The organism is Glaciihabitans sp. dw_435 (assembly GCF_018449675.1).
Classification (GTDB): domain Bacteria; phylum Actinomycetota; class Actinomycetes; order Actinomycetales; family Microbacteriaceae; genus Glaciihabitans.
Window position 1 is genome coordinate 146,122 of record NZ_JAAVUZ010000003.1, and the last position, 20,137, is coordinate 166,258.

A 20,137-nucleotide genomic window follows, 5' to 3' on the forward strand; every position below is an offset into this window, starting at 1 on the left:
GAGAATTCTGAACATGCTTCGTTGGTTGACCGCAGGTGAATCCCACGGCCCCGAATTGGTGGCCATCATTGAGGGGATGCCCGCGGGCGTGCCCGTGAGCCTCGATCAGATCCGCGCTGATCTCGCCCGCCGCAAGCTCGGTTATGGTCGCGGGGCACGCATGAAGTTCGAGGAAGACGAATTGAACATCTCCGGTGGTGTGCGCTTCGGCCTCACCATGGGGAGCCCGGTCGCCCTGCGGATCGGCAACACCGAATGGCCCCGCTGGGTCGATGTCATGAGCGCATCGCCCGTTGACCTCGAGACCCTTCCCAAGGGTCGCGGCGCCGCCCTTACCCGTCCACGCCCCGGCCACGCCGACCTCGTCGGCATGCAGAAGTATGACTTCGAGGAGTCGCGGAATGTGCTCGAGCGCGCCAGCGCCCGCGAGACCGCCGCGCGCGTCGCCCTCGGTGCCGTCGCGCGGGCGTTCCTCGGCGAGCTCGGGATCACGCTGGTCAGTCACACCCTGTCCATCGGCCCCGTGCGGGTTCCCGAGGGATCGACCCTTCCCGCCCCGAGCGACGTGGACACCCTCGACGCCGACCCGCTGCGCTGCTTCGACCCCGCGACATCCGCCCTCATGGTTGCCGAGGTCGACAAAGCTCACGAGGACGGCGACACCCTGGGCGGTGTCGTTGAGGTGCTCGCCTACGGCGTGCCCCCGGGACTCGGGTCGTACGTGCACTGGGACCGTCGCCTCGACTCCCAGCTGGCCGCGGCGCTCATGGGCATCCAGGCGATCAAGGGTGTCGAGGTCGGCGACGGCTTCCTCACCACCACCCGCCGTGGATCCGAGGCACACGACGAGCTCGTGACCGACGGCGAGACCATCTCACGGCTGTCCGACAAGGCTGGCGGTACCGAGGGTGGAATGAGCACCGGTACCGTTCTGCGCGTGCGCGCGGGCATGAAGCCCATCGCGACGGTTCCCCACGCGTTGCGTACCGTGAACGTCGCCACCGGAGAGGCTGCCGAGGCCCAGCACCAGCGTTCCGACGTGTGCGCCGTGCCGGCAGCTGGGGTCGTCGCCGAAGCCATGGTCGCCCTCGTGCTCGCCAACTCGGTGCTCGAGAAGTTCGGCGGTGACTCCATCGGGGAGACCGCGCGCAACCTCGCGGGCTACCTCGCCGCCATTCCGAGCAACCTCGCCACGGCGCGGGCGGCCGACGACCGTGGCTGACGGGCGTCCGGTCATCGTCCTGATCGGCGCACCGGGAGCCGGCAAGACCCGTCTGGGTAAGCGCGTGGCCAAGCTCCTCGGGGCGCCGTTCGTCGATACCGACAAGCGCATTGTTGCCCGCCACGGCGTCATCTCCGAGATCTTCGCCGACCACGGCGAACCGCACTTTCGGGCACTCGAGCGGATGACAGTTGCCGAGGCACTCACGGAAACTGCCGTCGTTGCCCTGGGCGGCGGCGCCGTGCTCGATGCAGACACGCAGCGCGACCTTGCCGGGCACCGGGTCGTGCTGTTGACCGTGACACCCGAGGCCGTCGAGGCGCGGATCAACTCCGGCAAGCGACCGCTGGTCAGCGGTATCGAGTCGTGGAAGACGCTGGTTGGCGCCCGCACGGCGATCTACGAATCCCTGGCGACCCGCAGTTTCGACACCTCCCACCGGCCACTCGACAAGATTGCCGACGAGATCGTGCAGTGGGTCCGCGAAACCGACGCCACCGACAGTGCGGCACCGACATCAGACGAAACGGGAACAGCGCAGTGACAGAGACAACAGCACCGGGCGCGACGGAGAACACCGTCATCACCGTCACCGGCGCGGACCCGTACGACATCACCATCGGGCGCGGTCTCGTCGCCGGCATCGCGGAGCAGATCGGCACGAAGGCGACCAAGGTGTTGATCGTGCACGCGCCCACCCTGGGCGCGCAGGCGGCCGCGATGCGCGAGTCGCTCGTCGACCGGTATGAGGTGCTGCTGGCCGAGGTCCCCGACGCCGAAGCGGCAAAGCGCGTCGAGGTCGCCGCGTTCTGCTGGCAGGTCATGGGGCAGACAGATTTCACCCGCACCGACGTCGTCGTCGGTCTCGGCGGAGGAGCGACCACCGACCTCGCGGGATTCGTCGCAGCCACCTGGCTGCGGGGAGTACCGCTCGTGCAGGTGCCCACCACCGTACTCGGAATGGTTGACGCGGCCATCGGAGGCAAGACCGGCATCAACACCGCCGAGGGCAAGAACCTCGTGGGTGCCTTCTACGCGCCCTCCGCCGTGCTCGTTGACCTCGACATGCTCGACTCCCTCGGCAAGAACGAGATTCTCGCCGGCTCCGCCGAGATCGTGAAGGCCGGTTTCATCGCCGAGCCCGAGATCCTCGACATCTACGAGGCCGACGTCGACCGCGCCACCGATCCGACGACCCCCGAGTTCCGTCGCCTCATCGAACTGGCCATCGCAATGAAGGCCCGGGTCGTGGGGGAGGACTTCAAGGAGGCCGGCCTGCGCGAGATGCTCAACTACGGCCACACCCTCGGGCACGCCATAGAGCACGCGGAGCGCTACTCCTGGCGCCACGGAGCGGCGGTGTCCGTCGGCATGATGTTTGCCGCGGAACTGTCGCGACTCACGGGGTCGCTCAGCGACGCCGCGGTGGATCGGCAGCGACGCATCCTCGAATCCCTCACCCTGCCGACCACCTACCCGGTCGGTCGCTGGAAGACGCTGCTCGCCACCATGCAGCGCGACAAGAAGACGAGGGCAGGCATGCTGCGCTTCATCGTGCTGGATGACATCGCCAAGCCATCGGTGCTGACCGGTCCGGACGAGTCACTGCTCTTCCTTGCCTACCAGGAGATCGGCGACTGACGCCTGACGGGCCAGCTCGCGCGGTCGCGAGCCGGGGCCGGGTCTGTGCGGCCCGTGCGGCTTTCGCCGCGCACCGGTGCGCGGGTAGCGTGGATTGACCGGATTGCAACGACGCAGATCGAAGGGATCACCCGTGAACACGATCACCCCATTCCTCTGGTTCGACGACAACGTCGAGAACGCGGTCGAGCTGTACACGGCGGTCTTTCCCGCCGCCCGGGTGACCAACGTGGCGCACTACGGGGAGGCGGGCCCCGGGACGCCCGGCTCGATCCTCACCGCGACCATCGAGATCGATGGGCAGGAGATCATCCTGCTGAACGGGGGACCTGGGCACCCGTTCACCGAAGCGATCTCCCTGTCCGTCCGCGCGGACACCCAGGACGAGATCGACTCCCTCTGGGAACAGCTCACCGCGAATGGCGGGCAACCCGGCCAGTGCGGCTGGCTCACGGACCCGTTCGGCCTGTCCTGGCAGATCGTGCCGCCGATCCTCGGTGAGCTGATGAGCGATCCGGACCCCGAGAAGGCCGGCCGCACCATGCAGGCGATGCTGCAGATGACCAAGCTGGACATCGCCGGGCTGCAGCGCGCCCACGACGGCGCCTGACGGCGGGTCATCCGTCGTCCCTCACGCATCTGTATCTATAGGCTGGGCGACTGTGACTACAGTGCTGGTTTTGAACGGACCCAACCTCGGCCGCCTTGGCAGCCGCGAACCCGATGTGTACGGCCATCAGGACATGGCAGCCCTGCGCGCCCTGCTCCAGGCCGAGGCCGGCGAGGGCTACACCATCGATTTGCGTCAGACCGATGACGAGGCCGAGATGATCCACTGGCTGCACGGTGCTGTCGACAGCGCGACTCCCGTGATCCTGAACCCCGCCGCGTTCACCCACTACTCGTACGCGCTTCGGGATGCCGCGGCGCTCGTCACCAAGAGTGGCGGCACGCTCATTGAGGTGCATATCTCCAATCCACACGCCCGGGAGGAATTCCGCCACACGAGCGTTATTTCGGGCATCGCTACCGGAGTTATCGCGGGTTTTGGGTTCGACTCGTACGTGCTCGCCCTCTGGGCTATTGGGCGCATCGCCCCGTAGGCAAGTACACTCGACGGTGCCTGTTGAGTACGGGCCGCGCAATCGCGCTCGCAAACCCCCACGAAATGGAACTGAATAGCATGGCCTCCACCAGCGATATCAAGAACGGCGTCGTTCTCAACATGGACGGCCAGCTCTGGACCGTCATCGACTTCCAGCACGTGAAGCCCGGCAAGGGTGGCGCTTTCGTGCGCACCAAGGTCAAGAACGTCATGACCGGCAAGGTCGTCGACCGCACGTTCAACGCTGGCGCCAAGATCGAGACCGAGGTCGTTGACCGCAGCGAGTTCCAGTACCTGTACAAGGACCTCGATGCCTACGTGTTCATGAACGTCTCGGACTACGACCAGATCAGCCTCACCGAGGCGCAGGTCGGCGATGCCGCAAACTTCATGCTGGAGAACCAGAACGTCACCCTCGCGCTGCACAACGGTGACCCGCTGTACGTCGAGCTTCCCGCGTCCGTGATCCTCGAGATCACCTACACCGAGCCGGGTCTGCAGGGCGACCGCTCCACCGGCGGCACCAAGCCCGCCACCGTCGAGACCGGCTACCAGATCCAGGTTCCCCTGTTCCTCGAGCAGGGCACCAAGGTCAAGGTCGACACCCGTGACGGCAGCTACCTCGGCCGCGTTTCCTAGTGAGCGCCCGGAGCAAGGCGCGTAAGCGCGCCCTCGACGTTCTTTACGGCGCCGACGTGCGCGGCGAAGCGATCAACGTTGTGCTGCTCGCGGAGGAGAACCGTCACCTGGCGGACCCGCGCCGCGAAAACTCGTGGAGCTATGCCAAGCAGATCGTGGAGGGCGTTGTCGCCCACGGCGACGAGATCGACGAAATGATCGAGACCTACGCGCAGGGCTGGACGCTCGACCGTATGCCCGCCGTCGACCGCGCGATCATCCGCATCGGCATCTGGGAACTCCTGCACAACCCGGAGATCCCCGACGGTGTGGCGATTTCCGAGGCAGTGGAGTCAGCGACAGTGCTGAGCACCGAGGACTCCGCCGGCTTCGTCAACGGACTCCTCGGCAGGATCGCGCAGATCTCCGCCTAGCACCATTTTCACGCGCAATGGCCCCCACCGATCGGTGGGGGCCATTGTTGTGTGTGAGGGGCGGATGCTCCGCGTCAGAGCAGCTCGGTCGGAGCTGCCACCGCGCTGACCAGGATCGCGTCCCACGTCGAGTCGTACACGACCACGAGATCCCGCGTGGCGGAGAAGGCGCAGAGATAGACCGCGTCGATGTCGAACGCGCCGCGGAGTGCGGCGGACGTGGCATCCCCGTCCACCATCCGGGAGCCGGCGCGGAACGACGGGCCGTCCGGGTACGTGCGTACGTCGCGCAGGTCGAACCCGAGTTGCGTGAGCCGCGCGAAGCCCGGGGTGTCCATCGCTTCGGCGCTCGCCCCGCTGAGACCCTGCGTTCCCGCCCAGTCGACGACGCGCGTCCACAGCCGGTCGAGCAGGTCGTGCTGGGCCGCCCGGTCGAGGGCGCGGAATTCGTCCCGTTCGTCGCGCGCGTGAATCACGGTGTCCCCGGCGGATTCGACGAGGCGGGGCGCGGGGAGAGCCGGGTGGAGGAGCCACCAGCGGTATCCGGCGGAATCGACAGCGAAATCTCCGGCCACGCGGCCGGCACGACGGAAACTCATACCGTGACGTTAGCGTGTGCAGGATTGCCGGGTGACCAGCGGGCATTCCCGGAGCGTCGGCACGCTAAGCTTGCCCCGTACCTAACTTAGGCATCCTTTAAATTCCGTCCAGAGAGGCGGGGAAGGAGGTCAGATTGACTGCACGCACCGTTTTGCAGCCCGCTGACATCACGCGAGCGTTGACTCGGATCTCCCATGAGATCCTGGAGTCCAATCGCGGAGGTGAAAACCTCATCATCCTGGGCATCCCGACCCGCGGGGTAGCGCTTGCCCATCGCATCGGCGCCATCCTCGAGTCAATCGAGCCGGGGTCGGGCCGCGTCGGCGAACTCGACGTCACCATGTACCGCGATGACCTCGCCGGGCAGCCCACGCGCGCACCCGCACGCACCCACATCCCCGCCGGCGGAATCGACGGCACCACCGTCGTGCTGGTCGATGACGTGTTGTACTCGGGGCGCACGATCCGCGCGGCCCTCGACGCGCTCGGCGACCACGGGCGACCGCGTGCCGTGCGCCTCGCGGTCCTGGTGGACCGGGGCCACCGTGAACTTCCAATCCGAGCGGACTTCGTCGGCAAGAACCTCCCCACCTCGGCCGACGAGCGCATTCGCGTGCGCCTGACCGAGATCGACGGCATCGAGGAGGTGACGATCGAATCATGAGACACCTGCTGTCCACCCGTGACCTGAGCCGGGACGAGGCCATCCAGATTCTCGATGTCGCCGAGGACATGGCGGATGTCGCGAACCGCGAGGTCAAGAAGCTGCCGACCCTGCGCGGCAAGACTGTCATCAACCTGTTCTTCGAAGACTCCACGCGCACGCGCACGTCGTTCGAGCTCGCCGCGAAGCGCCTCAGCGCCGACCTCGTCAACTTCAGTGCGAAGGGATCGAGCGTGTCCAAGGGCGAGAGCCTCAAGGACACCGCGCAGACCCTCGCGGCGGTGGGAGCCGACGCGGTTGTCATCCGGCACGCGTCATCCGGTGCTCCCCAGACGCTGGCGACGAGCGGCTGGATCGATGCCGCCGTGCTGAACGCCGGAGATGGCACGCACGAACACCCCACCCAGGCACTGCTCGACGCGTTCACGATGCGCCGACGTCTGCACGGTGCCGCCTCGCGCGGCAAGAGCCTCGACGGACTGACGGTCACGATCGTCGGCGACATCCTGCACAGCCGGGTCGCCCGCTCCAATGTCTGGCTGCTCGACACCCTCGGCGCGACGGTGCGCCTCGTCGCTCCGGCAACGTTGCTGCCCGCAGACATCAGCACCTGGCCGGTGACCGCCGGATTCGACCTGGATGACGCGGTCGATGCCGATCCCGATGTGGTGATGATGTTGCGCATCCAGGCGGAGCGCATGCACGCGGCATTCTTCCCGAACGCGCGCGAGTATTCACGCCAGTGGGGGCTCGGGGACGAACGCCTCGCCCGCCTGCGCCCGGATACCATGGTCATGCACCCGGGACCCATGAATCGCGGGCTGGAAATCTCGGCGAACGCCGCGGATTCGAGTCGGTCGACGGTTCTCGAACAGGTCGCCAATGGGGTCTCGGTGCGGATGGCTGTGCTGTACCTGCTGCTGTCCGGCTCGGCAGAACTATGACGCGGACACGAACCGCACACCAGGGCCAGACGAGCGAGCACGCACTCCAGCGAGGATTGATATGACGTACCTAATCACCGGGGCAACGCTTCCCGACGGAACCACCACCGACCTGCTCGTCGACAACGGCGTGATCGCCGAGACAGGCTCGTCCCTCTCCCAGTCCGGCGCCACCGTCATCGACGCCGCGGGGCTCACCGCTCTTCCCGGCCTCGTCGACCTGCACACGCACCTGCGCGAACCGGGGTTCGAACAGAGCGAAACGGTGCTGACCGGCTCCCGCGCCGCCGCGATCGGCGGATTCACCTCCGTCTTCGCGATGGCCAACACGTCTCCCGTCTCCGATACCGCCGGGGTGGTCGAGCAGGTAGCGTCCCTCGGTGTTCGTGCCGGGTACGTGACTGTGCGCCCCATCGGCGCCGTCACCATGGGCCTGAAGGGTGAACAGCTCAGCGAGATCGGCGCCATGGCCCAGTCCCGCGCGCAGGTGCGGGTGTTCTCGGACGACGGCAGCTGCGTGCACGACTCGCTCCTCATGCGCCGGGCGCTCGAGTACGTGAAGACCTTCGACGGCGTCATCGCCCAGCACGCCCAGGACCCGCGCCTCACCCTCGGCGCACAGATGAACGAGGGCGCGTTGTCCGGCGAACTCGGGCTCGCCGGGTGGCCCGCGGTCGCCGAGGAATCCATCATCGCCCGCGACGTGTTGCTCGCACAGCATGTCGGTGCGCGCCTGCACGTCTGCCACGTGTCGACCGCCGGCTCGGTGGACGTCATCCGCTGGGCCAAGGCACGCGGCATCGCGGTCACCGCCGAGGTCACGCCGCACCACCTGTTGCTCACCGAGGACCTCGTGCGTACCTACGACTCCCGGTACAAGGTAAACCCGCCACTGCGCCGCACGGAGGATGTGATGGCGCTGCGCGAGGGTCTCGCGGACGGCACCATCGACATCATCGCGACCGATCACGCGCCGCATCCGGTCGAGGCAAAGGAGTGCGCCTGGGACGAGGCGGCCAACGGCATGGTCGGGCTCGAATCGGCCCTCAGCGTCGTGCACGCCTCTGTTGTCGCGTCCGGCCAGCTCGACTGGTCCGATGTCGCCCGGGTACTGTCCTCCAAGCCCGCCGAGATCGGACGGCTGTCGGGCTACGACGCGGCCTTCGTCGTGGGCAGCCCCGCGAACTTTACCCTGTATGACGCCAGTGCCAGCCGCGTCTTCGGCACCGAACACCTGCACGGCAAGGGCGTCAACTCGCCCTACCTCGAGCGCACCCTGCCGGGCCGCGTCATGGCCACGATTCACAATGGATATGCGACAGTGCTCGACGGAGAACTCCTCGACGCACCGACTGTCGCGGAAAGCGCGCGGGTGCACCGTGGATAGACCCACCCTCATGACGATCGTCATCGTCTTCCTGCTGGTGCTGTTCCTCCTGATGTACACCGGATGGCGCGCCCGCAAGCGACGCCAGGCATCCATCGCCGCCCCGGAGAGCGTTCCCGCCCAGCTCGGCGAGGTGCTCGGCACCTTCGACCTGCTGTACGTCTCCACCACCGTGGTCGACGAACCGCTCAACCGCATCGCCGTCCGCGGCCTCGGCTTCCGGGCCACCGCCGTCGTCACGGTGGCCGAGACCGGCGTCGTCCTGTCCCTCGACGGTGGCGCCGACGTCTTCATCCCGCGGGACGCCCTCCGCTCCGTGGGAACCGCGAACCTCACCATCGATCGCGTCGTCGAGTCCGGAGGACTCGTGCGCGTGGGCTGGAACCTCGGGCACACGCCCGTGGACAGCTACCTCCGCCTTGCCGAGTCTCAGCCGCTGATCACCGCGCTGAACTCACTGTTGCCCGTTACGAATGGAAGGAAGGCCTAGTGGCCCTCGACACTGCAGCTGATACCCGCGCCGTACTGGTGCTGGAGGACGGCACACGCTACACGGGACGTGCCTATGGCGCCCGCGGACGCACCTTTGGCGAAGCGGTCTTCGCCACCGGCATGACCGGATACCAGGAGACGCTCACCGACCCGAGCTACGCCGGCCAGATTGTGGTGCAGACAGCCCCACACATCGGCAACACGGGCGTGAACGAGGAAGACCCGGAATCGGCCCGCATCTGGGTCTCCGGCTACGTCGTGCGCGATCCCTCCCGCGTCGTCTCCAACTACCGCGCCACCGCGAGCCTCGACGACCAGCTGGTCACCGACGGAATCGTAGGCATCAGCGGAATCGACACGCGTGCCGTCACCCGCCGTCTGCGGGACGCGGGCGTGATGCGCGCGGGGATTTTCTCCGGGGCGGATGCCTCGCTGCCCGAGGCCGACCAGCTGGCGCTCATCCGTGACTCCGCAACGATGACCGGACAGAACCTCTCCGGCACCGTGTCCACGGCCGTCGCCTACACAATTCCCGCCGAGGGCGACCGGATCGGTTCCGTTGCCGTCCTCGACCTCGGAGTGAAGAACTCCACCCTCAACTACCTGTCGGCCCGCGGCTTCGACGTCAACGTCGTGCCGCAGACCATCACCTTCGAGGAACTGCTGGCAACCCAGCCCAGCGCGGTGTTCTTCTCGAACGGACCCGGCGACCCCGGGGCATCCGACCGCCATGTCGAACTGTTGCAGTCGGTGCTGCGCGAGGGTCTCCCGTTCTTCGGTATCTGCTTCGGCAACCAGCTGCTCGGACGCGCGCTCGGCTACGGCACCTACAAGCTGCCGTTCGGCCACCGCGGCATCAACCAGCCTGTCGTTGACGTGACATCGGGACGCACCGAGATCACCAGCCACAACCACGGTTTCGCCGTCGACGCACCGCTGGGGGAGCCCACCGAGTCTCCCGCCGGGTTCGGCCTCGTCGAGGTCAGCCACGTCAACCTCAACGACAACGTCGTGGAGGGTCTGAACGCCCTCGACATCCCCGCCTTCTCGGTGCAGTACCACCCCGAGGCCGCGGCCGGACCCCACGACAGCAACTATCTCTTCGACCGGTTCCGCGACATGGTGCTCGCAAACCAGGCACGCACCACGGACAAGGACAGCAAGTAATGCCGAAGCGCGACGATATCAATTCCGTTCTGGTCATCGGATCGGGCCCGATCGTGATCGGCCAGGCGGCCGAGTTCGACTACTCAGGTACCCAGGCCTGCCGCGTGCTGCGCGAGGAGGGCGTGCGCGTCATCCTCGTCAACTCGAACCCGGCAACGATCATGACCGACCCCGACTTCGCGGACGCCACGTACATCGAGCCGATCACCTGGCAGGTCATCGAGACCATCATCGCCAAGGAGAAGCCCGACGCGATTTTGCCGACCCTCGGTGGCCAGACCGCGCTCAACGCCGCGATCGACCTCCACAACCACGGGATTCTCGAGAAGTACAACGTCGAGCTCATCGGCGCCAACTTTGAGGCGATCAACAAGGGCGAGGATCGCCAGATCTTCAAGCAGTTGGTGCTGGATGCCGGAGCCGGCGTCGCCCGCAGCTACATTGCCCACACCGTCGAGGAGGCCATCAGCTACGCCGAGGACCTCGGCTACCCGCTGGTGGTGCGCCCGTCCTTCACCATGGGCGGCCTCGGATCGGGATTCGCGTACACCGTGGAGGAGCTCGTGCGCATCGTCACCGATGGCCTGCACCAGAGCCCCACCACCGAGGTGCTGCTCGAGGAGTCAATCCTCGGGTGGAAGGAATACGAGCTCGAGCTCATGCGCGACACGGCCGACAACACCGTCGTCGTGTGTTCGATCGAAAACGTCGACCCCGTCGGCGTGCACACGGGTGACTCGATCACCGTCGCGCCCGCGCTGACGCTGACCGACCGCGAGTACCAGAACCTGCGCGACATCGGCATCGACATCATCCGCGCCGTCGGCGTCGACACCGGTGGCTGCAACATCCAGTTCGCGATCGACCCGGCCGACGGTCGCGTCATCGTCATCGAGATGAACCCGCGCGTCTCGCGTTCGTCCGCCCTCGCGTCGAAGGCAACGGGATTCCCCATTGCGAAGATCGCCGCGAAGCTCGCCATCGGCTACCGACTCGACGAGATTCCGAACGACATTACCAAGGTGACTCCCGCGAGCTTCGAGCCGACGCTCGACTACGTGGTCGTCAAGGTTCCCCGCTTCGCGTTTGAGAAGTTCCCCTCCGCAGACGCGACGCTGACCACGACCATGAAGTCCGTCGGCGAGGCCATGGCTATCGGCCGCAACTTCTCGACCGCGCTGCAGAAGGCACTCCGCTCGCTCGAGAAGCGCGGCAGCAGCTTCCACTGGAACGGCGAGGTCGGCGACAAGGCCGAGCTGCTCGCCATCGCGTCGGTGCCCACCGACGGCCGCATCGTCACCGTCCAGCAGGCGTTGCGCGCCGGGGCAACGAACGAAGAGGTGTTCGAGTCGACCAAGATCGATCCCTGGTTTATCGACCAGATCATCCTCATCAACGAGGTGGCCGCCGAGATCGCTGCGGCCCCCGCGCTCGACGAGGACCTCTTCCGGTACGCCAAGGACCACGGCTTCAGCGACGCCCAGATCGGCGAACTGCGGTCGCTTCCCGAGGCGGAGGTCCGGAGCATCCGCTGGGCCGCCGGTGTTCGTCCGGTGTTCAAGACCGTCGACACCTGCGCCGGGGAATTCCCCGCGCTGACCCCGTACCACTACTCGAGCTACGACCTCGAAACCGAGGTCGCCCCCAGCGACCGCCGCAAGGTGATCATCCTCGGCTCCGGCCCCAACCGCATCGGCCAGGGCATCGAGTTCGACTACAGCTGCGTGCACGCGTCCTTCGCGCTGTCCGACGCCGGCTTCGAGACCATCATGATCAACTGCAACCCGGAGACGGTCTCGACCGACTACGACACCAGCGACCGGCTGTACTTCGAGCCGCTCACCCTCGAGGACGTGCTGGAGATCATCCACGCCGAGAGCGGCAGCGGCGAGCTCGTCGGCGTCGTCGTGCAGCTCGGCGGCCAGACGGCACTCGGGCTCGCCCAGGGCCTGAAGGACGCCGGGGTCCCCATCCTCGGCACCTCGCCCGAGGCCATCGACCTCGCCGAGGAACGCGGGCTGTTCTCGAAGATCCTCGCGGACGCCGGGCTGCTTGCGCCCAAGAACGGGACGGCGACGGATGTCTCCGAGGCCGTCACCATCGCGGAAGACATCGGCTACCCCGTGCTCGTGCGCCCGTCGCACGTACTCGGCGGTCGCGGCATGGAGATCGTCTACGACACCGAGACGATGCTCGACTACTTCGATCGCGTCAAGGACCAGGCGATCATCGCGCCCGGCTCCCCGCTGCTCGTCGACCGTTTCCTCGATGACGCCATCGAGATCGACGTCGACGCGCTCTTCGACGGCACCGACCTCTACATCGGCGGCATCATGGAGCACATCGAGGAGGCAGGCGTTCACTCGGGTGACTCTGCGTGCACGCTCCCGCCCGTTACCCTCGGTCGCGACGTCATCAACCGCGTGCGCGAGGCCACCCTCGGCATCGCGAAGGGCATCGGTGTGCGCGGACTGCTCAACGTGCAGTTCGCCATCGGCCAGGGCGTGCTCTACGTGCTCGAGGCCAACCCCCGCGCCTCCCGCACGGTGCCGTTCGTCTCCAAGGCACTGGGAATCCCGCTGGCCAAGGCCGCGTCGCTCATCATGGTCCACCGCTCCATCCGCGACCTGATCGACAGCGGCCTGCTGCCCGTGCAGGACGGCTCCGTCGTGCCGATCGACTCGCCCGTCGCGGTCAAGGAAGCCGTCCTCCCGTTCAAGCGTTTCCGCACCAAGGAGGGGCAGGTCGTCGACTCGGTGCTCGGCCCGGAGATGCGGTCCACCGGCGAGGTCATGGGCATCGACTCCAACTTCCCGCGCGCCTTTGCCAAGAGCCAGGAAGCTGCCTACGGCGGGCTTCCGTCCTCCGGCGCCGTGTTCGTCTCGGTCGCCGATCGCGACAAGCGCGCGGTCATCCTTCCCATGCTCCGTCTCCAGCAGCTCGGCTTCACCCTGCTCGCCACCGAGGGAACCGCCGAGATCCTCGGGCGCAATGGCATCGCCGCCCGCGTCGTGCGTAAGTACGACCAGGGCCAGACCTCGGAGGTGGGGGAGCCGTCCATCGTCGACCTCATCAACGCCGGCGAGGTGGACGTCGTGATCAACACCCCGTCCGGCCGCTCCGCGCGCGCCGATGGCTTCGAGATCCGCACGGCGACGGTCGCGGCGGACAAGCCGCTGTTCACCACCATCGCGCAGGTGGCGGCGGCCGTGGCATCCATCGAAGCGACGCAGCACGGCTTCGACGTCCGCAGCCTGCAGGACTACGCCCTCGACCGGGCGGCACGCCTGTGAGCGGCTCGCCGGTGGCGGTGCCGAGTTTTGGGCAGAGGCTGCAGCAGACGTTCGCGTCCGCCGGGCACCTCTGTGTCGGAATCGACCCGCACTCGTACCTCCTGACGGACTGGGGGCTGGATAACTCGGCCGCCGGTGTCCGCGAGTTCGGGCTCCGCGTGGTCGAAGCCACCGCCGGCCGTGCCGGGATTGTCAAACCGCAGGTCGCCTTCTACGAGCGTCACGGATCCGCGGGATTCGCGGCGCTGGAGGACGTGCTCAGGGAGGCTCGCGCAGCCGGCCTCCTCGTGATCGCCGATGCGAAGCGCGGCGACCTGGGCACGAGCGTCGAGGCGTACGGCCAGGCCTGGCTGACGCCGGGCAGCCCGCTCGAGGCGGATGCCATGACGGTGAGTGCCTTTCAGGGAGTCGGCTCGCTCACACAGCCCGCGGAACTCGCCGCCCGGGTCGGAAAGGGCCTGTTCGTGCTGACAGCGACCTCCAACCCCGAATCGGTGGCGCTGCAGACCGCGACCATCACCCGGGGAGAACTGACGGGAGCATCCGTCTCCGCCGGTATCGTTACTGGGGTGAACAGCTGGAACGCCGCCCCCCTTGGATCGATCGGCGTGGTGATCGGTGCGACCGTTCGGCTGTCCGACTACGGAATCACCGACGAGGACCTCGCGGTGACGCCGATTCTCGCTCCCGGATTCGGGCACCAGGGCATCGGGTTCGATGCGCTGCACAGGGTCTACGGCTCCGCCGCCGGCAATGTCGTGGTGAGCTCCTCGCGCGCCATCCTGGAGGCGGGTCCCTACGGGATCGCCGACCAGGTCACTGTGCAGGCGCGCGAGCTCGCGGCGGTGTTCGCCGCATGAGCCCCCGACCAACACCTCCGGAGGTCGACCGCGTTGCCGCCTCCCGGGCGGCCATCGCCGCCCGCCGGGCGCGCGCGGCCGTCAAGAACGCCGTCGCCAGCAAGGAACGCACCGCATCCGACGTTCTCGCCGTCGGCTGGGCGGATGCCGCCTCGCCCGAGGCGAGCCTGCGCGTGCGTGAGCTGCTGACCAGTGTCCCGACGCTCGGCCCCACCCGCGTCGCCCGCGTGATGGCCCAACTCGACATCGCCGAGTCCAAGCGGGTCGGCGGCCTGGGCGTGCGTCAGCGCGCGAAGCTCCGCAGCTACCTCGTGCAGCGCGAGGGTGGCGTGGAACAGCGTCGGCTCGTCGTGCTTGCCGGTCCCACCGCCGTCGGCAAGGGCACGGTCTCCGCGTACATTCGCGAGAACTACCCGGACATTCACCTCAGTGTGTCGGCCACCACCCGGTCGCCGCGCCCGGGGGAGATCGACGGTGTGCACTACTACTTCGTCTCCGACGAGGAGTTCGACCGCATGATCGAGCAGAACGAGCTGCTCGAGTGGGCTATCGTTCACAATTCCTACCGCTACGGAACGCCCCGTCCTCCGATCGACGCGGCCCTTGCCGCCGGTCGCCGCGTCATGCTCGAGATCGACTTGCAGGGCGCGCGTCTCGTGCGCCAGGCAATGCCGGAGGCAGTTCTCGTCTTCCTGCTGCCGCCGACCTGGGAGGAACTCGTTCGCCGGCTCATCGGTCGTGGCACCGAATCCGCCGCCGAACAGACCCGCAGACTCGAGACCGCTCGCGTCGAATTGGCGGCGCAGGATGAGTTCGATTACAAGGTTGTGAACAGTGACGTCGCCACTGCGGCTCAAGAAGTCGTAGAATTGACGACGGTGCCCACAGCCGTCGGCTGAACCGGCGCCCAATCTTCGCTTTTTTCTTTTCGCATCGCTCTATCGCAAGGAGTCCTACGTGGCTGACAAGCAGACCGGAATCATCGACCCGCCCATCGACGAGCTCCTCACCAAGGTTGACTCGAAGTACGCCCTGGTGATCTTCGCCTCCAAGCGTGCCCGCCAGATCAACGATTACTACGCCGACCTGCACGAGGGAAGCCTCTTCGACAACGTCGGACCGCTGGTCGACTCGACCATCGACGACAAGCCGCTCTCCGTCGCGCTGCGTGAGATCAACGACGACAAGCTCGTCATCACGTCGCTGATGGAAACCGAGTAGTTCGGTTCCGTCACTGAACATCGTCGTTGGCGTCACCGGCGGAATCGCGGCCTATAAGGCAGTGGGCGTTGTGCGTTCCCTCGTACTCGCCGGTCACTCCGTTCGTGTGATCGCCACCGACGCGGCTCTTCGCTTCGTCGGCAAGCCGACGTTTGAGGCGATCAGCCGCAATCCCGTCAACACAGACCTCTACGAGGGGGTCTCTGAGGTTCGCCACGTGGCCATGGGCCAGGAGGCGGACCTCATTGTCGTTGCGCCCGCCACCGCCTCCTTCATGGCGAAGCTCGCCGCCGGCATCGCCGACGACCTGCTGGGCAACACGATTCTCGCCAGCACCGCGCCCATCGTGCTTGCTCCCGCGATGCACACCGAGATGTGGCGCAACCCCGCGACCGTCGCCAACGTCGCCCTGCTGCGGTCCCGCGGCATCCACCTCGTCGGACCCGAATCCGGTCAGCTCACCGGCAAGGACTCGGGTATCGGCCGCATGTCCGAGCCCGACGCCATCGTCGACGCGGCCCTGGCTATCGCCGGCCGCACGCGCGACCTCGCAGGCCGTCGTGTTCTGATCACCGCCGGCGGCACGCGCGAACCACTCGACCCCGTGCGCTTCATCGGCAACCGTTCCAGTGGAAGGCAGGGCGTGGCGCTTGCCGCGGCCGCCGCCGCACGAGGCGCGGACGTCACCCTGGTCGGCGCCAATCTGGAAGTGGATGCCCCGGCCGGCGTTACCGTCGTGCACGTGGGGTCGGCACTGGAGCTGTCCGACGCGGTGCACTCGTCCGCGCCATCCGCCCATCTCGTCATCATGGCGGCGGCAGTAGCCGACTTCCGTCCCGAGACGGTGGTGGAGAGCAAGATCAAGAAGGACTCCACGGGCGACCGCATGACGCTCTCGCTCGTCAAGAACCCCGACATCCTGCACGACCTGGCGCTGACGCGTCCCGACGGACAGGTAATCGTTGGTTTCGCCGCGGAGACCGAGAGTGACCGCGACGCGCTGCTGGAGCTTGGTCGCACCAAGATCGCGCGCAAGGGAAGCGATTATCTTGTCCTCAACACGGTGGGCTGGACGGTGGGTTTTGCCACAGAGGGTAACGCAGTCGTCGTTCTCAATAGCGCCGGGGATATAGTGGGCGAGGCCTCAGGGTCCAAGCTGTCGGTGGCCGACCGTATTCTCGATCTGGTGTCGTGAACCCTCCGCGTTCCGGCACATCACACCACCACGAAATACCCGTTGGAGTTACCGCATGAGTACCCCGTTGCGCCTGTTCACGTCCGAGTCGGTGACCGAAGGTCATCCCGACAAGATCTGTGACCAGATCAGCGACAGCATCCTCGACGCGTTGCTGGAGGTCGACCCGCACGCCCGTGTTGCCGTCGAGACGCTGGTAACAACCGGTCTCGTGCACGTTGCCGGTGAGGTCACCACCAGCGGATACGTCGACATCCCCTCGATCGTGCGCAAGCGCATCTCCGACATCGGCTACAACTCGTCCGATGTCTGGTTCGACGGCCGCTCTTGCGGTGTGTCCGTGTCTATTGGGGGACAGTCGCCCGACATCGCCCAGGGCGTGGACAACGCCATCGAGACCCGCGAGGGTTCGAGCGTCGACGCGGATGACCTTCAGGGCGCCGGCGACCAGGGCATCATGTTCGGGTACGCGACGACCGAGACCCCGGAGCTCATGCCAGTTCCGATCTGGCTTGCCCACCGACTGGCCGAACGCCTCGCCGAGGTCCGCAAGAGCGGACTGGTTGACTACCTGCGTCCCGACGGCAAGACCCAGGTCACCGTCGGCTACGAGGGAGCGGTTCCCCGCTCCATCGAGACCGTGGTGGTCTCCACCCAGCACTCCCCGTCGATCTCGACGGACGAACTGCGCCGCCAGATCGAAGAACTTGTCATCCGCCCGGTCCTGGATCGCGTGAGCCTCGACTCCAACGACGCGCGCATTCTCATCAACCCCACGGGTGTCTTCCACATCGGCGGACCGCAGGGGGATGCCGGTCTCACCGGACGCAAGATTATCGTCGACACCTACGGCGGAGCCTCCCGCCACGGTGGTGGCGCCTTCAGCGGTAAGGACCCGTCGAAGGTAGACAGGTCCGCCGCGTACGCAATGCGCTGGGTCGCGAAGAACGCGGTGGCCGCGGGTCTCGCCGACCGCCTCGAAGTGCAGGTCGCCTACGCCATCGGCAAGGCATCGCCGGTCGGTCTCTACGTCGAAAGCTTTGGCACCGGCCACACCGACGATGAGACGATCATCACGGCCATCAAGGACGTGTTTGATTTGCGCCCCGGCGCGATCATCCGCGACCTCGATCTTTTGCGCCCCATCTACGCGCAGACGGCAACCTACGGTCACTTCGGTCGGGAGCTTCCCGACTTCACGTGGGAGCGGCTCGACCGCGTCGAGGCGCTGCGCACCGCCGCCAGGCTCTAGCGGGCACGGCCCCCCTCATGCATTCAGCATCCATCGCACGGGTGCTCGTCGATTCCCCCCTGCCGCAGCTCGACCGGCTCTTCGATTACCGTGTCCCCGACGAGCTTCGTGACGCGGCCCAGCCGGGCGTCAGGGTCAAGGTACCGTTGCGTTCGGCGGGCCGGGTGGCTGACGGCTACCTGGTCGAGCTCGTCGACGCGGGGGATTACACCGGCGTCCTGAGCGACCTCGACTCGGTGGTGTCACCCATCCCCGTTCTCACGCCCGAGATCGCCCGTCTCGCGCGCAAGGCCGCGGACCGGGCCGCCGGCTCCGCCACCGACATCGTGCGTCTCGCCATCCCCAAGCGCCAGGTGCGCGTCGAGAAGGCGTATCTGGCCGCGACGAGCCCCCCACCGACCGAGGACGCGGCGGACGATGCGCCGGAGGCGGACGCCTTCCTGCCGGAACCCGTCGTCGCTGCCGCGGTCGAACACTACGAGACGGGCGTGGTCGAACACGCGGTGCTCACCGGCGGTCGGCTCGCGCTCGACGCGGTGCCGCTTGTGCACGAGGTCGAACCGGACGTCTGGGTGGGCACCTGGGCCGTCACCATGGCTTCCGCGGCCGCGCTGAGCCTGGAGGCAGGCAAGTCGGCGATACTCGCGGTGCCCGACTACCGCGACCAGGAGCAGTTGATGTCCGCCCTGCGGGCAGTGTTGCCCGCGGACCGTATTGTGCGACTGGACGCCAAGCAGTCCAATCCCGATCGCTACCGCGCATTCCTGCGGTGCCTCGGCGATGTGCCGCTCGCGATCGTCGGAAACCGGTCGGTCATGTACGCCCCCGCCGCGCGACTCGGCCTGATCGCGGTGTGGGACGACGGCGACCCCCTGCACAGCGAACCCCTCAGTCCCTATGTGCACACCCGCGATGCAGCTCTTCTCCGTCAGGAACAGCAGGGCGCCTCGCTGATCTTTCTCGGTCACTCGCGCAGCACCGAGGTCGAGCGCCTCGTGGAGCTCGGCTGGCTCACATCCGTGTCTCCCGTTCCCACGTATCGTCCCAAGGTCATCCCGACCGCGCAGCAACAGTCGACCGACCGGCTCGCGGCCCAGGCACGCATCCCCTCCAGCGCGTGGCGCGAGGCGCGGGCGGCCCTCGAACACGGTCCGGTGCTCGTGCAGGTGGCCCGACCCGGATATGCGCCGCGGCTGGCCTGCGCCGACTGCCGCCAGTCCGCCCGGTGCATGATCTGCGAGGGGCCGCTCGGGCAGAAGACCCAACACTCGACTCCCGCCTGCACTTGGTGCGGGGCCCTGGCGGCCAACTGGCACTGCACCAATTGCGATGGCACGAAGCTCCGGTTCGTCGGCGCGGGAGCCAGCCGCACGGCGGAAGACCTCGGTCGGGCATTCCCGGGGGTGCGGATCATCATCGCCGACGGGGAACGTCCGATCCTCACCGTGGGGTCCGAGCCCGCTCTCGTGATCGCCACGCGCGGGGCCGAACCCATCGCGGCGGGCGGGTACCACGCAGTCCTGCTGCTCGACGGGGAACGCATGGTCGCCCGCGAGAGCCTGCGGGTGGGAGAAGACTGCCTGCGCTGGTGGTCCAATGCCATCGCTCTTGCCCGGCGCGGGGCACCCTCGGTGCTCGTCGGTGTCGGCGGCGCACTGGCATCCACCCTCGCCACCTGGCGGCACGCGGACTATGCGCGCTCCGAACTCGGCGACCGCCGCCGCCTGCGCTTTCCGCCCGCCGTGCGGGTCGCGACCGTCACCGGACCCCTGGACGCCGTCACCACGGCGCTCGGCGCCCTCCCAGTCGCCGGCGAAGACCTTCTCGGGCCCGTCGACACCGACCCGGGATCGGTACGCACCATCGTGCGGTTCGACTACTCCCATGGGGCCGAAGTTGCGGCGACACTGCGGGCGGAGGTCATCCGCAACGCCACCACGCGGCGCAAATCCGCGGGGGTCAAGGGTCCCCGCCCGCCGCTGCCCCCGAGCCTGCGGGTGCGGTTTGACGACGTCGAACCGTTCGGCGAGTAGGCGGCTCCG

The 20,137-nt window shown here is 67.3% G+C and carries 20 protein-coding genes; 19 read left to right on the top strand and 1 reads right to left on the bottom strand.

The genetic code is table 11. From position 1 onward, the window contains the following. Positions 1-13: 13 nt before the first annotated feature. The 7 genes from aroC (at position 14) to nusB (ending at position 5,020) form a co-directional block, all read left to right on the top strand. The gene (gene aroC, locus HB677_RS05595; RefSeq protein WP_213814695.1) at positions 14-1,222 is read left to right on the top strand and encodes a chorismate synthase; all 1,209 of its coding nucleotides are present in this window, start codon (positions 14-16) and stop codon (positions 1,220-1,222) included. Next, positions 1,215-1,766: a shikimate kinase gene (locus HB677_RS05600; RefSeq protein WP_213814696.1), complete on the top strand. Its 552-nt coding sequence runs from the start codon at positions 1,215-1,217 to the stop codon at positions 1,764-1,766. Before aroC ends, HB677_RS05600 begins: the two co-directional genes overlap by 8 nt. Continuing rightward, positions 1,763-2,863 carry a 3-dehydroquinate synthase gene (gene aroB / locus HB677_RS05605; protein ID WP_213814697.1) on the top strand — a complete coding sequence of 367 codons (1,101 nt, stop codon included), beginning with the start codon at positions 1,763-1,765 and terminating at the stop codon, positions 2,861-2,863. The genes HB677_RS05600 and aroB overlap by 4 nt, the downstream gene beginning before the upstream one ends. A gap of 133 nt (positions 2,864-2,996) precedes the next feature. Continuing rightward, complete coding sequence (locus tag HB677_RS05610; protein ID WP_213814698.1) at positions 2,997-3,473, top strand: VOC family protein; 477 nt, start codon at positions 2,997-2,999, stop codon at positions 3,471-3,473. A 52-nt stretch (positions 3,474-3,525) separates the two neighbouring features. Next, complete coding sequence (locus HB677_RS05615) at positions 3,526-3,966, top strand: type II 3-dehydroquinate dehydratase (protein ID WP_213814699.1); 441 nt, start codon at positions 3,526-3,528, stop codon at positions 3,964-3,966. A gap of 80 nt (positions 3,967-4,046) precedes the next feature. After that, positions 4,047-4,607, top strand: coding sequence for an elongation factor P (gene efp / locus HB677_RS05620; protein ID WP_213814700.1), 561 nt, complete (start codon positions 4,047-4,049; stop codon positions 4,605-4,607). Beyond that, positions 4,607-5,020: a transcription antitermination factor NusB gene (gene nusB / locus HB677_RS05625; protein ID WP_213814701.1), complete on the top strand. Its 414-nt coding sequence runs from the start codon at positions 4,607-4,609 to the stop codon at positions 5,018-5,020. Before efp ends, nusB begins: the two co-directional genes overlap by 1 nt. A 74-nt stretch (positions 5,021-5,094) precedes the next feature. On the opposite strand, the gene HB677_RS05630 is transcribed toward nusB, so the two are convergent. Then, positions 5,095-5,619 carry a hypothetical protein gene (locus HB677_RS05630; RefSeq protein ID WP_213814702.1) on the bottom strand — a complete coding sequence of 175 codons (525 nt, stop codon included), beginning with the start codon at positions 5,617-5,619 and terminating at the stop codon, positions 5,095-5,097. Positions 5,620-5,753: 134 nt separating this feature from the next. Here HB677_RS05630 and pyrR point away from each other — a divergent pair, with 134 nt between their 5' ends. From pyrR to HB677_RS05685, 12 genes are all read left to right on the top strand, one after another. Beyond that, the gene (gene pyrR / locus HB677_RS05635; protein WP_213814703.1) at positions 5,754-6,284 is read left to right on the top strand and encodes a bifunctional pyr operon transcriptional regulator/uracil phosphoribosyltransferase PyrR; all 531 of its coding nucleotides are present in this window, start codon (positions 5,754-5,756) and stop codon (positions 6,282-6,284) included. After that, positions 6,281-7,228, top strand: a complete 948-nt coding sequence (locus tag HB677_RS05640) for an aspartate carbamoyltransferase catalytic subunit (RefSeq protein WP_213814704.1) — start codon at positions 6,281-6,283, stop codon at positions 7,226-7,228. The genes pyrR and HB677_RS05640 overlap by 4 nt, the downstream gene beginning before the upstream one ends. 61 nt (positions 7,229-7,289) lie before the next feature. Further along, a complete protein-coding gene (locus tag HB677_RS05645; RefSeq protein ID WP_213814705.1) occupies positions 7,290-8,615 on the top strand; it encodes a dihydroorotase in 1,326 nt (441 codons plus the stop codon). A 10-nt stretch (positions 8,616-8,625) separates the two neighbouring features. Further along, positions 8,626-9,105, top strand: a complete 480-nt coding sequence (locus tag HB677_RS18305) for a hypothetical protein (RefSeq protein WP_255546247.1) — start codon at positions 8,626-8,628, stop codon at positions 9,103-9,105. Beyond that, positions 9,105-10,274 carry a glutamine-hydrolyzing carbamoyl-phosphate synthase small subunit gene (gene carA, locus HB677_RS05650; RefSeq protein WP_307852494.1) on the top strand — a complete coding sequence of 390 codons (1,170 nt, stop codon included), beginning with the start codon at positions 9,105-9,107 and terminating at the stop codon, positions 10,272-10,274. Before HB677_RS18305 ends, carA begins: the two co-directional genes overlap by 1 nt. Continuing rightward, entirely contained in the window at positions 10,274-13,567 is a 3,294-nt protein-coding gene (gene carB / locus HB677_RS05655; protein WP_213814707.1) for a carbamoyl-phosphate synthase large subunit, read from the top strand. The genes carA and carB overlap by 1 nt, the downstream gene beginning before the upstream one ends. Beyond that, entirely contained in the window at positions 13,564-14,427 is an 864-nt protein-coding gene (gene pyrF, locus HB677_RS05660; RefSeq protein ID WP_307852495.1) for an orotidine-5'-phosphate decarboxylase, read from the top strand. The genes carB and pyrF overlap by 4 nt, the downstream gene beginning before the upstream one ends. Continuing rightward, positions 14,424-15,326 carry a guanylate kinase gene (gene gmk, locus HB677_RS05665; protein WP_213814708.1) on the top strand — a complete coding sequence of 301 codons (903 nt, stop codon included), beginning with the start codon at positions 14,424-14,426 and terminating at the stop codon, positions 15,324-15,326. The genes pyrF and gmk overlap by 4 nt, the downstream gene beginning before the upstream one ends. A 58-nt stretch (positions 15,327-15,384) precedes the next feature. Next, positions 15,385-15,648, top strand: coding sequence for a DNA-directed RNA polymerase subunit omega (gene rpoZ, locus HB677_RS05670; RefSeq protein ID WP_213814709.1), 264 nt, complete (start codon positions 15,385-15,387; stop codon positions 15,646-15,648). 13 nt (positions 15,649-15,661) lie between these two features. Then, positions 15,662-16,843 (top strand): bifunctional phosphopantothenoylcysteine decarboxylase/phosphopantothenate--cysteine ligase CoaBC, encoded by a 1,182-nt coding sequence (coaBC, locus tag HB677_RS05675; RefSeq protein WP_213814933.1) that lies wholly within the window; start codon positions 15,662-15,664, stop codon positions 16,841-16,843. A 55-nt stretch (positions 16,844-16,898) separates the two neighbouring features. Then, on the top strand, positions 16,899-18,095 hold the full coding sequence (metK, locus tag HB677_RS05680; protein WP_213814710.1) for a methionine adenosyltransferase: 1,197 nt from the start codon (positions 16,899-16,901) through the stop codon (positions 18,093-18,095). Between the two features lie 17 nt (positions 18,096-18,112). Further along, the gene (locus HB677_RS05685) at positions 18,113-20,128 is read left to right on the top strand and encodes a primosomal protein N' (RefSeq protein ID WP_213814711.1); all 2,016 of its coding nucleotides are present in this window, start codon (positions 18,113-18,115) and stop codon (positions 20,126-20,128) included. The last annotated feature ends 9 nt before the right edge of the window (positions 20,129-20,137 follow it).

Bases quoted from the DNA above. Each gene is read 5' to 3' on its own strand.
- HB677_RS18305 (WP_255546247.1), top strand. From the start codon at position 8,626: ATGACGATCGTCATCGTCTTCCTGCTGGTGCTGTTCCTCCTGATGTAC.
- aroC (WP_213814695.1), top strand. From the start codon at position 14: ATGCTTCGTTGGTTGACCGCAGGTGAATCCCACGGCCCCGAATTGGTG.
- HB677_RS05630 (WP_213814702.1), bottom strand. From the start codon at position 5,619: ATGAGTTTCCGTCGTGCCGGCCGCGTGGCCGGAGATTTCGCTGTCGAT.
- HB677_RS05640 (WP_213814704.1), top strand. From the start codon at position 6,281: ATGAGACACCTGCTGTCCACCCGTGACCTGAGCCGGGACGAGGCCATC.
- HB677_RS05645 (WP_213814705.1), top strand. From the start codon at position 7,290: ATGACGTACCTAATCACCGGGGCAACGCTTCCCGACGGAACCACCACC.
- efp (WP_213814700.1), top strand. From the start codon at position 4,047: ATGGCCTCCACCAGCGATATCAAGAACGGCGTCGTTCTCAACATGGAC.
- carB (WP_213814707.1), top strand. From the start codon at position 10,274: ATGCCGAAGCGCGACGATATCAATTCCGTTCTGGTCATCGGATCGGGC.
- metK (WP_213814710.1), top strand. From the start codon at position 16,899: ATGAGTACCCCGTTGCGCCTGTTCACGTCCGAGTCGGTGACCGAAGGT.
- HB677_RS05685 (WP_213814711.1), top strand. From the start codon at position 18,113: ATGCATTCAGCATCCATCGCACGGGTGCTCGTCGATTCCCCCCTGCCG.
- gmk (WP_213814708.1), top strand. From the start codon at position 14,424: ATGAGCCCCCGACCAACACCTCCGGAGGTCGACCGCGTTGCCGCCTCC.